Here is a 13,981-nt window from a genome sequence, read left to right as displayed (position 1 = left end):
CGACTCGGCAAACAGTCACCCTACCGGACGCCCTTCCCCAGCGGCTCAAAGCACAGACCAGCGCCGGCGCCCTCGCCGAGGCTGATGTGAACGCCCCGGGCCCCCTCGTAGCGGTCCTCCAGCAGCTCAGTGGCCAGGGGATTCTCGATACGGCGCCGCAGCACCCGGCGCAGGGGCCTGGCGCCGTACTCCGGCTCATAGCCCTGGGCCGCGAGGGCCTGCACCACCGGCTCCTCCACCTCCAGCTGCAGCTGCTGCTCCGCCAGCAGGGCGGCCAGCTCGGCCAGCTGCAGCCGCACGATGCGCTCGAGATCGGCCTCCGAGAGAGGCCGGAAGCGGATCACCTCATCGATGCGGTTGAGGAACTCGGGCCGGAAGCTGGCCGCCAGGGCCTGGTCCATGGCCTGCTCCACCTGGGCTCCGTCCAAGGCGCCGCGGGCATGGTCGAGAATCGCCCGGCTGGCCAGGTTGCTGGTCATGATCACCACCGTGTGGCGGAAGTCCACGGTGCGGCCCTGGGAATCGGTGAGCCGGCCGTCATCGAGCACCTGCAGCAGCAGGTTGAACACCTCAGGGTGGGCTTTCTCCACTTCATCGAGCAGCAGCACGGCATAGGGACGGCGCCGCACGGCCTCGGTGAGCTGCCCCCCCTCCTCGTAGCCGACGTAGCCGGGCGGGGCCCCCACCAGCCGGGCCACGGCATTGCGCTCCATGAATTCGCTCATGTCGAGGCGCACCAGGGCCTCGTCCTCGTCGAACAGGGCCGCGGCCAGGGCCTTGGCCAGCTCGGTCTTGCCCACACCGGTGGGGCCGAGGAACAGGAACGAGCCCACGGGCCGCCGCGGCGACTGCATGCCGGCCCGGGCGCGCCGGATCGCGGCCGCCACCGCCGCCACGGGCTCCAGCTGGCCGATCACCCGCTCGCCGAGGCGGCTGTCGAGCTCCAGCAGCTTCTGGCGTTCGCCGGCCAGCAGGCGCTGCACCGGAATGCCGGTCCGGCGGGCCACCACATCGGCGATGTCGCCGGGCTCCACCTGCTCGCGCAGCATGGCGTCTGTCTGCATCGCCTCCTCCAGGGCGCGGCGGCGCTGCTGCACGCCGTGGAGCTGGTCGTACTGGAGGCGGGCCGCCTCCTCGAGATCGCCGCAGCGCTCCGCCTCGGCGATGGCATGGCGCAGGTCTTCGTCCTGCTGGAGCAGTTCGCGCAGCTCCGCCACCCGCTGCCGCTCCGCCTGCCAGCGCTGCTTGAGGCCCTGCAGCGCCTCGGAGGCCTGGCGCCGTTGCTCCTGCAGGGCAATCCGTTCGGCTTCCGGCGTCGCCTCGGCCGAGAGCAGGGCCAGCTCCACCCGCCGCAAGGCCACCTCGGCCTCCTCCACCGGGCGCGGTTTGGAGGTGACCTCCATGCGCAGGTTGGCGGCGGCCTCATCCACTAGATCGATGGCGGAATCGGGCAGGCAGCGATCGGCGAGATAACGGTCCGCCAGCCGGGCGGCGGAGGCCAGGGCGGCATCGGTGATGGTGACGCGTGGTGGAGTTCGTAGCGCTCCTTGAGGCCGCGCAGGATCTCCACGCTGGTCTCGATGCCGGGCTCGCGGATCACCACCTGCTGGAAGCGACGTTCCAGGGCGGGGTCTTTCTCGATGCTGCGGCGGTACTCCTCCGGTGTGGTGGCCCCCACACAGCGCAGCTCGCCGCGGGCCAGGGCCGGTTTGAGGATGCTGCCGGCATCGGCGTTGGAGCGGTCGCTGCTCACCACCGCATGCAGCTCATCGATGAACACGATCACGCCGGGGTCGGCATCGCGCACCTCCGCCAGCACCGAACGCAGGCGCTCCTCGAACTGACCGCGGAATTTGGCACCGGCGATCAGGGCGCCCAGGTCGAGGGCCACCAGCCGCTGCCCCAACAGGGCATCGGGCACCTCCCCGGCCACGATCCGCTGGGCCAGGCACTCCGCCACGGCGGTCTTGCCTACGCCCGGCTCGCCGATCAGCACCGGGTTGTTCTTGCTGCGGCGCGACAGCACCTGGATCAGACGGCGGATTTCGGCGTCGCGGCCGATCACCGGATCGAGTTCGGCGGCCCGGGCGGCGGCGGTGAGGTCGCGGCCGTAGCGCTCCAGCGCCGTGGGCTCGGGGCCTTCCGGCTCCAGCTGCAGCGGCGGAGCGGCGGCTGGCGCCCGCTCCGCGGCTGGGGTGGGGGCGACGGGAGCTGGTGGAGCCGCCACGGGCGCGGCGGGGGCATGGTCGGGACGACGCGGCGGAGCGGGCGCCTGGGCCCCCGGGCGCAGCTGGCGCAGCAGCAGCTCCTCGGTGAGGCCCTGCTGGGCCAGCAGGCTGGCACCGATGCGGGGCTCCTCCACCAGGGCCAGCAACAGGTGAGGCAGATCGAGCAGCCGCGACCCCCAGCCGGCGCGGCGGCGGTCGGCCTCCTCAAGCAGATCCTCCAGGGCATCGCCGATGAACAGCTGATCGGACGTGCTGGTGGGTTGCTGGGCGCAGAAGCTCTCCAGCTGGTCGAGCAGCTGATCGGCATCGAGGGGCAGGCGGTCGGCCCAGGCCCCGAAGCGCCGCTCCAGCAGCAGGGCCTGCAGCAGGTGCTCCACATCGAGCACGCCGTGGCGCCAGCGGCGGGCCCCGTCCTGGCCGGCCAGCAGCAGCTCCCAGGCCTCGGCGCTGAAGCGTTCGGGCTTGCCGGTGAGGCTGGCCGGGGCCGCAGGAGCCGCAGCGGTTCTGCCCCCGGAACGCACCACGGAGGACACGTCGCGACCCAGCTCAGCCGGCATCGGATCTGGACCCCAGCTGGATCAACTCCACCTTGTAGCCATCGGGATCCTCCACAAAGGCAATCACGGTGGTGCCGTGCTTCATCGGGCCCGGCTCCCGCACCACCCGGCCTCCCTTGGCCGCGATCGCGCCGCAGGTGCCATGGATGTCGTCGACGCCCAGGGCGATGTGGCCATAGCCCTCACCGAGGTCGTAGCGCTCGGTGTCCCAGTTCTGGGTGAGCTCCAGCACGGTGTGGTCGCTCTCCTCGCCATAGCCCACGAAGGCCAGGGTGAAGCGGCCGGAGGGGTAGTCCTTGCGGCGCAGCAGCGTCATCCCCAGCACTTCGGTGTAGAAGGCGAGGGAGCGATCCAGGTTCCCCACCCGGAGCATGGTGTGCAGCAGACGCATCGGCTGGCCGAGGCAGAGGTCGTGCCCCCATTCTGGCCAGCAACCCGGCCCACAGTGCCCGTTGCCACACATGGGCGGGAGGGGGTGGCCCATAGGATCCTGCCCTGACAGCACCAGGCCGGCTCCAGTGATCGACTCCCTCGACCTCGTGATCGACACCGTGGTGGCCAGGGAGGTGCTCGACTCCCGCGGCACCCCCACGGTGGAGGCGGAAGTGCTGCTCGAAGGCGGCGCCAGCGGCCGGGCCATGGTGCCCAGCGGCGCCAGCACCGGCGCCCACGAGGCGCACGAGCTGCGCGATGGCGGCAGCCGCTACATGGGCAAGGGCGTGCTGCAGGCCGTGGGCAACATCGAGGAGAAGATCGCCCCGATGCTCTGCGGCCTTTCCGCCCTCGACCAAGGCGCCGTGGACGCGGCGATGATCGAGCTCGACGGCTCTGACAACAAGAGCGCGCTCGGCGCCAACGCCATCCTGGCGGTGAGCCTGGCGACCGCCCGGGCCGCGGCCAATGGGGTGGGGCTGCCGCTCTACCGCTACCTGGGCGGGCCGATGGCCAGCCTGCTGCCGGTGCCGCTGATGAACGTGATCAATGGCGGCGCCCACGCGGCCAACAGCCTCGATTTCCAGGAGTTCATGCTGGTGCCCCACGGAGCGAACAGCTTCAGTGAGGCCCTGCGGATGGGCACCGAGGTGTTCCACATGCTCAAAGGCCTGCTCAAGGACAAGGGCCTCAGCACCGCCGTGGGGGACGAGGGCGGTTTCGCGCCGGACCTGGGCAACATCGCCGCCGGCGAGCTGCTGGTGCAGGCGATCGAGCAGGCCGGCTACCGGCCGGGGGATCAGATCTCCCTGGCCCTCGATGTGGCCAGCACCGAATTCTTCCAGGACGGCCGCTACGCCTTCGACGGCGGCAGCTACACCAGCGCCGAGATGGTGGACCAGCTGGCCGAGCTGGCAGGCCGCTTCCCGATCGTGTCGATCGAGGACGGGCTGGCGGAGGACGACTGGGATGGCTGGGCCCTGCTGAGCGAGAAGCTCGGCGCCACGGTGCAACTGGTGGGAGACGACCTGTTTGTGACCAACACCCAGCGGCTGCAGCGCGGCATCGATCTGAGCCTGGCCAATTCGATCCTGATCAAGGTGAACCAGATCGGCTCCCTCACCGAAACCCTGCAGGCGATCGATCTGGCCGGCCGGGCCGGCTACACCAGCGTGATCAGCCACCGCAGCGGCGAAACCGAAGACACCACCATCGCCGACCTGGCCGTGGCCACCCGCGCCGGCCAGATCAAGACGGGCTCCCTCAGCCGCAGCGAGCGGGTGGCCAAGTACAACCAGCTGCTGCGCATCGAAGACGAACTGGGCAGCCAGGCCGTCTATGCCGGCGCCGTGGACCGGGGCCCCCGCGGCAGGGCCTGAGGTCTCAGTCTGGATCGGTGGTGCTGGTGGCGATGCCAGGCAGCTGATCCAGGCGGCCATCGCGGGACAGCCGGGACTGGAGCTTGAGCCAGCCCAGCCCCACCGGCAGCGAGGCCACGGCGGGGATCACCACCAGGGCCGGTTGGCGGCTGGTGGCCAGCAGCGACGCCGCGACCGCCAGCCCGGCCAGCAGCATCGACTGTCCGGCGGACTGCTGGGCCAGGGCGAGGCGCCGCAGCAGCCGGTCGGTTTCGCCGGCCCGGATCTGCACCTGCAGGTCCCCCTGCTCGATGCGGGCCAGGCTGTCGTCGAGGCGGCGCGGAATGCCGAGGGCGCGGCTGCCCACCTCGGCCGCCTGGCGGGAGAGTTCGCCGAGGAGGTCACCGCCGCCGTTGCCGCTGGAGGTCATCAGGGGGAGCAGGTAGGGGCGGGCAATCGCCACCAGGCTAAAGCCAGGATCGAGGCTGCGGCCCACCCCCTCGAAGGTGGAGAGAGCCCGCATCACGAAGATCAGCTCGGGCGGCACCCGAAAGGGCTGGCCATAGACGAGGTCGTAGAGGTCACCGGAGAGCTTCTGCAGCACGTTGGCCGAGAAGGGCGGCGTGAGGGCGTCGTTGAGCATCACCCGCACCAGCCGCCGCACGGGGCCTGGATCCGCTTCGGGGGCGATGACCCCGGAAGCCTGCAACTCCTTCACCAGGGTGGAGGCATCGCGGGCGGCGGCGGCGCGCACCATGCGCCCCAGGCGGGAGCGCAGCCGGCCGGAGAGCTGCCCCATCATGCCGAAGTCGTAATAGATGAGGGTGCCGTCTGGGGCGACAGCGAGGTTGCCGGGGTGGGGATCGGCGTGGAAGAAGCCGAAGCGCACCAGCTGCTGCAGATAGCTGGCCGCCCCTTTCTCAGCCACGGCGGCGGGCACGATGCCTGCGGCCAGCAGGGCGTCGCGGTCGTTGATCTTGATGCCGGGCACGTAGTCGAGGCACAGCACCCGGCGGGAGCTCAGCTCCCACACCACGGCCGGGATGCGGATGCCGGGGTCGTCCAGGAACTGCTGGCGGAACCGGGCGGCGTGCTCGGCCTCGAGGCGGAAATCCAGCTCGCGCAGCAGCACGCGGCGGCACTCCTGGGCGATGCCCACCCAGTCGCGGCCACGGCCCCAGCGGGGGTGACGCTGCACCACGGCGGCCAGCTGCTGCAGCACCTCCAGGTCCAGCCGGAACAGCCGCTCCAGCCCAGGGCGCTGCACCTTGAGCACCACCTGGCGGCCACTGCGCAGGCTGGCGCGATGCACCTGGGCGAGGCTGGCCGAACCGAGCGGCAGCTCCTCGAGATCGATGATCTCGGCACAGCGCTCGCCCAGCTCCTCTTCCAGCAGGGCCTGCACCACGGCAAAGGGGAAGGCGGGCACCTGGTCCTGCAGGGAGGCCAGCTCCTCCACCAGTTCAGGGGGCAGCACGTCCGGCCTGGCCGAGAGCAGCTGGCCGAGTTTGATGAAGGCCGAGCCGAGGGCCAGGAACTCGCGGGTCAGCCAGCGGGCCCGTCGCCTGGCGCGGCGGCTGCGCCGTTCGGGGGTGGGGCCACCCGGGTAGGTCCAGCCCTTGCCGTCCCACCAGAGTCCGGCGCTGAGGCGCAGGGCCAGCCACCAGATGCGCAGGGGGCGCTGGATCACGGGCGCCGATCCAGACGCTGACCCAGCCCTGCCACCTGGGCCCGCAGGGCATCGATCTGCTCCTGGACGGACAGCCCCGCAACCACAGCGGCGGGGCGCTGGAAACCATCGCCAGGGCGATCTGGATCCACGGGCGTGGAGGCAGAGCCAGACGCACCGCCCTGGCCATCGCGCTCCAGGCGGCCGGCCTCCAGCTCCACCTCCTCCCAGAAGAGCTGCAGCTCCTGGCGCACTTTCTCAGGGGCGTCCTGCACCACGAGGGCCAGGCTGGCGGCCGCATCCACCAGGCCGCTGCCGAGGCGTGCCCCCAGCCGGGCCACGGCGGCCTGCATCAGGATCTGGGGCGCCGTCATGGGGCCTGAGCTGCTGCTCGAACTGTGCCAGATGGGCGCTGCCAGTGCGGGGCCAGGCGCCGGGTTCCGCTCGGGATGACCTCAGGGACTGGGCTCCGGCAAGGCAGGGGCTGGGGGTGGGGAGGAGTCGGGCTCAGGGGTGGCATCGGCGCCTGGGTCAGCAGCAGGGTTGAGGGGCGGGATTTCGGGGAGGGTTTGGAGGGCCCGCTCCTGCTCGGCCTGCCGCTCATCCCGCTGGCGCTCGGCGGCCTGCTCGCGCTCGGCAGCCTGGCGTTCCTGTTCGCGCTGCTTGGCCTGGCGCTCCAGCTCGAGCAGCTCCAGATCGCCGCGGATCTCCTCGTTGTCACTGCCGAAGCGCAGGCGCAGGCTCTCGAGGCTGGTGCCCGGGAACTCGCGCACATCAAACCCCTGCTGCAGCTGCACCAGCCCCGGCAGCTGCAGCACCAGCAGCCGCTGGGTGATGCCATAGCCCAACCCGAAGCAGAATCCGGCCAGCAGCGGACCGCGCCAGCGGTGGCGGGGCCGGACGGGCCGGGCAGCGGCGGCAGCTGAACTCGACTGGGGCATGGAGGGAGGCTACGCGCCGCGCTCAGGTGGTGTAATCGGCGTTGATGCGCACGTACTGATCCGAGAGGTCGCAGCCCCAGGCCCTGCCGCTGCCGGGGCCCTGCCCCAGCCGCAGGCGAATCAGCACTGTGTCACCGCCAGGCCCGCTGCCACCCAGATAGGTGCCGGCGGCGCAATCGCGCAGGTAGGCGGAGGCGGCGGACCGATCGAAGCGCAGGGGCTGGCCGGCGGCCATCAGCTGGTGCTCCCCCAGCCACAGGGCCACCGCCTCGGGATCGAAGACCACCCCGGCGCGGCCGGCGGCAGCCACGATCCGGCCCCAGTTGGGATCGCGGCCATGCACGGCGCACTTCACCAGCGAGGAGCCGCAGACGGTGCGGGCCACGGCAATGGCGCCGGCCTCGTCGGCGGCCCCCTCCACCTGCACCTCGATCAGGCAGGTGGCCCCCTCGCCATCGCGGGCGATCGCCCGGGCCAGGTGCTGCGACACCGCCGTCAGGCCGGCCTCCAGCGCCTCAAGGTGCTCGGGGCTCAGGGGCTCGCCGGCTGCAAAGGCCAGGACCGTGTCGTTGGTGCTGGTGTCGCCGTCCACCGTGATCGCATTGAAGGAGCGATCCACCGCCCGCCGCACCATCGCCTGCCACAGGGGCGCCGGCACGCCGGCATCGCAGCTGAGGTAACCCAGCATCGTGGCCATGGCGGGGTGGATCATGCCCGAGCCCTTGGCCATGCCGCCGATCCGCACCCGGCGGCCGCCCAGGTCGGCCTCCAGGGCGATCTGCTTGGCCGTGAGGTCGGTGGTGAGGATGGCGGTGGCCGCGGCCTCGCCACCCTCGCGGCTGAGGGCCTCGGCCAGGGGATCGAGGCCCGCCAGCAGGGTGTCCATCGGGATCGGCACGCCGATCACGCCGGTGGAGCAGATCAGCACCTGCTCGGCCGCCAGCCCCAGCCGATCGGCCAGGGCCGCGGTGGCGCGCAGGCTGTCGATCAGGCCGCGATCGCCGGTGCAGGCATTGGCCTGGCCGGAGTTGGTGAGCACCGCCCGGGCCCGGCCGCCGCTGGCCGCCAGCCGCTCGGCGCAGAGGTCCACGCAGGCCGCCCGCACCAGCGAGGTGGTGAAGCTGCCGGCGCACACGGCCCCCTGCGGGGCCAGCAGCAGGCAGAGATCGGGATTGCCCGACGGCTTCAGCCCGGCGGTGATGGCAGCAGCCAGGAAGCCGGCGGGGGCGGTGACGCCGCCGGGGATCGGGTGCCAGGTGGGGGTCACGGCGCCAGGATGAATCGCCCCATCCTGCCGAGCCGCCGTGGCGGAGCTGAACGCCAACACCAGCCCCTCCACCGGTGAGGGCAAGCGCTTCAGGCTCGAACAGCTCGGCCCGCCGGCCATGCTCCCCGGGCTGAACCGTCGCCGCTGGAGCGGCCGCCAGCGGCGCATCGGCCTCACGGGCGGCATCGCCAGCGGCAAGAGCACCGCCGGCCGCTGGCTGGAGCAGCAGGCCGGCCTGCCGGTGCTCGACGCTGACCTCTACGCCCGTGCAGCCCTGGCATCAGGCTCTCCCGGCGAGGCGGCGGTGCTGAAACGCTATGGGCTGGAGGTGCAGGAGGCCACGGCCGGCGGGGAAACCCCCCAGCTCGACCGCGCCGCCCTGGGGCGCATCGTGTTCCCTGACCCGGTGGAGCGGGCCTGGCTGGAGCAGTTGGTGCATCCGCTGGTGCGCGAGCGGTTCGAGGCGGAACTGGCCCGGCTGGCGGAGGCCCCGGTGGTGGTGCTGATGATCCCCCTGCTGTTCGAAGCCGGTCTGGAGGTGCTCTGTAGTGAAGTGTGGCTGGTGGACTGCGACGCGGACCAACAGCTGAGCAGGCTGATGAATAGAAACGGGCTCAGCGAAGCCGAGGCCCGCGGCCGCATCGCTGCGCAGTGGCCCCTGGAGCGCAAGCGAACGCTGACGGATGTGGTGCTCGCTAACCGGGGCGAGGTGAGCGCCCTGGAGACTGCCTTGGCGGATGCCTTGGAACCTGGTTCTGTCAGAGCCCAGCCAGGTTCGCCCGCCTAGCGACAGCTGACACATCCCTGGACCTGCCGACGCATCCGCAGAACCGCTTCAAGACCCGTGGGCAGCTCGGACAGCCTGCCCGGTGGGGCTGGACGCTTGGCCTCGGCGACAGGCTCAGCCCTTCAGCTTCTCGGCCAGGATCCGGTTGGCGAGTTTGGGGTCGGCCTTGCCGCCGGTCTGCTTCATCAGCTGGCCCACGAAGAAGCCCTGCAGCTTGGTCTTGCCGCCCCGGAAGGCCTCCACTTCGCCAGGGTGAGTCGCCAGCAGCTCCTCCACGATGGCGCTGATCGCCATGGGATCGGAGATCATGCCGAGGCCGCGTTCGGCCACGATCGCCTTCACGGAGCCACCCTGCTCCAGCAGCTCGGGCAGGAGGTCTTTGGCGATCTTGCCGCTGATCGTGCCGTTCTCGATCAGCTGCACCATCTCGGCCAGCTGATCGGGGCGCAGCGGCAGCTCCCCATAGGCCAGGCGGTTGGCGTTCACGTGGGCGGCGATGTCGCCGGTGATCCAGTTGGCGGTGACCTTCGGATCGGCACCGGCCGCCACCACCGCTTCGAAGTAAGCGGCCATGGGGCGCTCATCGGTGAGCACCCGGGCGTCGTACTGGGAGAGGCCCAGGCTGTCGGCGTAGCGGTGCCGCTTGGCCGCCGGCAGTTCGGGCAGTTCGGCGCGCCAGCCTCCCGCTGCTTGGTGCTCACCTCAATCGGGCCGAGGTCGGGATCGGGGAAGTAGCGGTAGTCGCTGCTGCCCTCCTTGGAGCGCATGCTCTTGGTGAGCTGCTTGCTCTCATCCCAGAGGCGGGTTTCCTGCAGCACCGGCTCGCCGCTTTCGTAGGCCTTGATCTGGCGCTGGATCTCGAAATCGATCGCCTTCTGGATCGCCGAGAAGGAGTTCATGTTCTTGATCTCCACCTTCGTGCCGAAGGGGGCCTCGGGTCCACGGCGCACCGAGATGTTCACATCGCAGCGCAGCGATCCCTCCTGCATGTTGCCGTCGCTCACGCCCAGATAGCGCATGATGCGGCGGATCTCCGAGGCGTATTCCGCCGCCTCACGACCGGTGCGCAGATCGGGCTTGCTGACGATCTCCGCCAGCGCCACCCCGGCGCGGTTGTAGTCCACCAGGGAATGGGTGGAGCCGGCCAGGCGGTCGCTGCCGGCGTGCACGAGTTTGCCGGCGTCCTCCTCCATGTGCAGCCGCTCGATGCCGATCCGCTTCAGGTAGGTGTCTTTCCCCTTCTCGGCCACCTCCACTTCGATCCAGCCATCTTCGGCAATGGGCTCATCGAACTGGGAGATCTGATAGTTCTTGGGCAGATCGGGATAGAAATACTGTTTGCGGTCGAACTTGCTGTGCTCGGCCACCTGCAGGTTGAGCGCCAGGGCGGCCTTCACCGCATACTCGAGCACCTTCTGGTTGAGCACCGGCAGGGTGCCCGGCAGGCCGCACACCACCGGGTCGATGTGGGTGTTGGGCTCATCGCCGTAGGTGGTGGAAGCCCCGGTGAAGATCTTGCTGTCGGTGCCCAGCTGCACGTGGGTCTCCAGGCCGATCACGGCCTCCCAGGCCGCTCCAGCACCCTCTGATCCGGCCCCTGATCCTGCCTTGGTCCCCGGTGCCGGCCCCTCCAGGGCTGTGGCCTGGGCTGTGCCTGCCATCTGAACTCTCCAGCGCCATTGCGTGGAGCGATCCTATGGAACCCGGGCACCGGCCCTGCGCTTGGCAGGATGCCTGGGGCCTGCCGACCCCGCCTGTGAGCGCAGCCAGCGAAACACTGATCCTGGGTGGGGGCCTGATGGGCCTGGCCATCGCCCACCACCTGGCCCGCGCAGGCGGGCGCGTGCGGGTGCTCAGCCGCCGCCGCCAGGAGGCCGCCGGCTTCGTGGCGGCGGGGATGCTGGCGCCTCACGCGGAAGGCCTGGAAGGGCCCCTGCTCAGCCTGGGACAGCGCTCCCTGGCCGCCATTCCCGGCTGGGTGGCGCGGGTCGAGGCCGACGCCGGCCTGCGCTGCGGCCTGCGCCCCTGCGGCATCCTGGTGCCCTTCGCCACGGCTGCTGAGCGGGATCGCTACCCCACGGCCGCCCTGGGGGAGGCCCTCGATCGCGCCGGCCTGGAGCGGCAGGTGGCGGGCCTCGGCCCCCGCTGGCAGGCCGGGCTGCTGTTCCCCCAGGACGGCCAGATCGACAACCGCCGCGGCCTGATGCGGGCCCTGGAGCGGGCCTGCGTGGAGCGGGGCGTGGGCTTCGAGGAGGGCGGTGAGGTGCTGGCGCTGCAGCGCGACGGTTCAGGAGCGCTGGAGGCCGTGGGCTGGCGCAGTGCCGCCGGCCGCCAGGAGCTGCTGCGCTGCAACCAGGCGGTGCTGGCCTGTGGCGCCTGGAGCGGCCGGCTGCTGCCCCAGCTGCCGATCGCGCCGGTGAAGGGGCAGATGCTCTCCCTGCAGGGGCCCCGCCAGGCGCTGCAGCGGGTGATCTTCGGGCCAGGCACCTATCTGGTGCCCCGCCAGGACGGTCTGCTGGTGGTGGGCGCCACCTCGGAACCCCGGGCGGGGTTCGCCGGCGGGCTCACCCCCGACGGCCAGCGGCAGCTGGAGGCCGGCATCGCCGCCCTGCTGCCTGAAGCCAGCCACTGGCCGCCGATGGAACGCTGGTGGGGCTTCCGGCCCTGCACGCCCGACCAGGCGCCGATCCTGGGGGCCAGCCCCATCCCAGGACTGTGGCTGGCCACCGGCCACCACCGCAACGGCGTGCTGCTGGCCGCGATCACAGCCGAACTGGTGGGGGAGCCGCTGCTGGGGCGCTCGCTGGACGCCGACGCCGCCGAGCTGCTCAGCCAATTCCGCTGGGACCGCTTCAGCTCTGCGGCAGGCTGCTGAGGGTGAACACGGGCAGCGCCCCCATCCCCTTCACCGCCTGCTCCCCCAGGGCCTGCACCGGCAGCACCGCCTGCACCAGCTCGGCGGTGGCGGCATCGAACAGCAACGGCGCCCCGACCGTGCGGGTGAGGCCCTCCATACGGCTGGCCAGGTTCACCTTGTCGCCGATCACGGTGAACTCCATACGCCGCGGGCTGCCGATCTGCCCCACGATCACCTCGCCTGAGGCCAGGCCGATGCCGCTGTCCAGGGGTTCCAGCCCCTCGGCGCGCCAGGCCCCATTCAGCCGCTGCAGGGCCTGGCGCATCGCCACCGCACAGCGCACGGCGGCGGTGGCCTCCGCCTCGGGGCCGCGGCCGATCGGGGAGCCGAACACGGCCATCACGGCATCGCCGATGAACTTGTCCACCGTGCCGCCATGGGCATTGATCACCTCCACCATCTCGCCGAGGTAGCGGTTGAGCTGGCGCACGTGCAGCTCGATCTGGCCCCGGCCGCTGCGGGCGTTGGTGAGCTGGGTGAAGCCCTTGAGGTCGGAGAACAGCACCGTGACCGGCAGCTGCCGGCCCCGCAGGATGCCCTCGGCCTCGGCCGGGTCCGAGAGGATCTCGGCCACCACGCTGGGGGCCACGTAGCGCTCAAAGGTGCGCCGCAGCCGCCGCCGCTCGCCCTCTTCCGCCAGGTAGGCCTCCCCGCCGTAGAGCACGCCCAGCAGCACCAGGGCGGAGCCGGGCACCAGCAGGGGCAGCCACACGGCGAAGCGATCGAAGCTCACCCAGGCCAGCCCCAGCTGCAGGACCAGGGCCGCCCCCACCAGACCGAGCCGCCAGCCACCCCGCCCCGCACCAGGGCCAGGCTCCCCACCAGCAGCAGCGGCAGCATCGCCAGCAGGCCGCGCGGCAGGGGGCGCGCCGGCCACGACCGCAGGCCATCGCCCTGCAGGGAATTGGCCGTGGCGGTGGCCAGCATCTCGAGCCCCGAGAGGCTGCCGAACGGCGTGGCGGTGCCGGCACCGCCCTGGGCGCCCACCGGCCCGATCAGTACCACGGCATCGCGGATCAGGCTGCGCTTCGGATGGTTGCGCCAGCGCTCCGGATCCAGCACTTCCCAGGCCGGGATCCGCACAAAGGTTCCTTCGGGCCCGTAGAAATTGAGCTGGCGCTGGGCATCGTCCTGGCGGCTGCGGCGCCCGGAGCGCTCCAGCACCGCCTCGGACAGCGGCTTCTGGGGACTGGCCCCCACCAGCGCCAGCACCCGTTCGCTGTAGGTGCGCGGATGGGGGTGGGCCTCGCCATGGCCGCCGGGCAGGGTGTTGGTGATGCCGATGGCGTCGGGTCCGGCCGCCAGGCGCAGGGGTTCGGCGGGCGGCGCCAGGCTCAGCCCCACGTAGCTGGTGTCGCGCACCTCCATCACCTCAGCGGCCAGCACCACGCGCCCCTCGCGCCTGCGGATGGCCGCAGCCAGGGCCTGATCATCGGCGTCACCCTCGCCGCTGCTGCCCTCGAACACCACGTTGATCGCCACGGCGGCCGGCCTGGCCTCCCCGAGGCGATCGAGCAGATCGCCGTAGCGGGCTCGCGGCCACGGCAGAGTGCTCAGACCCTCAGCCCAGGGCGGGATCGCCGCGGCCCCCTGCGACTGGTCGGCGAACCAGGCCCCCTGCTGCAGGGTGGAGTCGTCGATGGCGATCAGCACCACCGCCTGGGGCCCGGCCCGGCGGCCCCGCAGACGCACCAGCTGATCCTCCAGGCCCCGCTCCACCACCCGCAGCGGCTGGGGCGGGCGCGCCGTCAGCCAGCCGGCCGCCACGGCCACCAGGCCGGAGGCGAGGGCCAGAGCATGGGCACGGCGCATGGCGAAGACGAAG

Annotated in this window: 10 protein-coding genes and 2 pseudogenes; 3 read left to right on the top strand and 9 right to left on the bottom strand. The window is 71.6% G+C overall.

Annotated elements, in window-relative coordinates:
• Window positions 1-20 precede the first annotated feature (20 nt).
• Window positions 21-2,785 (bottom strand): annotated as a pseudogene (locus tag IQ220_RS10400) (ATP-dependent Clp protease ATP-binding subunit).
• On the bottom strand, window positions 2,775-3,176 hold the full coding sequence (gloA, locus tag IQ220_RS10395) for a lactoylglutathione lyase (RefSeq protein WP_186697497.1): 402 nt from the start codon (window positions 3,174-3,176) through the stop codon (window positions 2,775-2,777). The pseudogene IQ220_RS10400 and the gene gloA overlap by 11 nt, the downstream one beginning before the upstream one ends.
• Window positions 3,177-3,303: 127 nt before the next feature.
• Here gloA and eno point away from each other — a divergent pair, with 127 nt between their 5' ends.
• Entirely contained in the window at window positions 3,304-4,596 is a 1,293-nt protein-coding gene (gene eno, locus IQ220_RS10390) for a phosphopyruvate hydratase (RefSeq protein ID WP_193914825.1), read from the top strand.
• A gap of 4 nt (window positions 4,597-4,600) precedes the next feature.
• Here the strand turns inward: eno and IQ220_RS10385 are convergent, their stop codons facing one another.
• From IQ220_RS10385 to argJ, 4 genes are all read right to left on the bottom strand, one after another.
• Window positions 4,601-6,265, bottom strand: a complete 1,665-nt coding sequence (locus tag IQ220_RS10385; protein ID WP_193914823.1) for an AarF/ABC1/UbiB kinase family protein — start codon at window positions 6,263-6,265, stop codon at window positions 4,601-4,603.
• Window positions 6,262-6,618, bottom strand: coding sequence for a hypothetical protein (locus tag IQ220_RS10380; protein ID WP_193914821.1), 357 nt, complete (start codon window positions 6,616-6,618; stop codon window positions 6,262-6,264). Before IQ220_RS10380 ends, IQ220_RS10385 begins: the two co-directional genes overlap by 4 nt.
• An 81-nt stretch (window positions 6,619-6,699) precedes the next feature.
• Window positions 6,700-7,185 (bottom strand): hypothetical protein, encoded by a 486-nt coding sequence (locus IQ220_RS10375; RefSeq protein WP_193914819.1) that lies wholly within the window; start codon window positions 7,183-7,185, stop codon window positions 6,700-6,702.
• A 22-nt stretch (window positions 7,186-7,207) separates the two neighbouring features.
• On the bottom strand, window positions 7,208-8,452 hold the full coding sequence (gene argJ, locus IQ220_RS10370) for a bifunctional glutamate N-acetyltransferase/amino-acid acetyltransferase ArgJ (protein ID WP_193914817.1): 1,245 nt from the start codon (window positions 8,450-8,452) through the stop codon (window positions 7,208-7,210).
• A gap of 37 nt (window positions 8,453-8,489) precedes the next feature.
• Here argJ and coaE point away from each other — a divergent pair, with 37 nt between their 5' ends.
• Complete coding sequence (gene coaE, locus IQ220_RS10365) at window positions 8,490-9,239, top strand: dephospho-CoA kinase (protein WP_370566423.1); 750 nt, start codon at window positions 8,490-8,492, stop codon at window positions 9,237-9,239.
• Window positions 9,240-9,353: 114 nt separating this feature from the next.
• Here the strand turns inward: coaE and gatB are convergent.
• Window positions 9,354-10,900: pseudogene (gatB, locus tag IQ220_RS10360) on the bottom strand (Asp-tRNA(Asn)/Glu-tRNA(Gln) amidotransferase subunit GatB).
• 95 nt (window positions 10,901-10,995) lie between these two features.
• On the opposite strand from gatB, the gene IQ220_RS10355 reads away from it, so the two are divergent.
• Window positions 10,996-12,114, top strand: a complete 1,119-nt coding sequence (locus tag IQ220_RS10355) for an FAD-dependent oxidoreductase (protein WP_370566422.1) — start codon at window positions 10,996-10,998, stop codon at window positions 12,112-12,114.
• Here the strand turns inward: IQ220_RS10355 and IQ220_RS15795 are convergent.
• Together IQ220_RS15795 and IQ220_RS15790 are read right to left on the bottom strand one after the other, a co-directional pair.
• Window positions 12,092-12,928 (bottom strand): adenylate/guanylate cyclase domain-containing protein, encoded by an 837-nt coding sequence (locus IQ220_RS15795; protein WP_370566421.1) that lies wholly within the window; start codon window positions 12,926-12,928, stop codon window positions 12,092-12,094. The two genes, IQ220_RS10355 and IQ220_RS15795, sit on opposite strands and share 23 nt — an antisense overlap.
• The gene (locus tag IQ220_RS15790) at window positions 12,886-13,968 is read right to left on the bottom strand and encodes a CHASE2 domain-containing protein (RefSeq protein WP_228009106.1); all 1,083 of its coding nucleotides are present in this window, start codon (window positions 13,966-13,968) and stop codon (window positions 12,886-12,888) included. The genes IQ220_RS15795 and IQ220_RS15790 overlap by 43 nt, the downstream gene beginning before the upstream one ends.
• Between the last annotated feature and the right edge of the window lie 13 nt (window positions 13,969-13,981).

This window comes from Cyanobium sp. LEGE 06113, from assembly GCF_015207615.1.
This window is presented reverse-complemented; position numbering and strand designations above follow the sequence as displayed.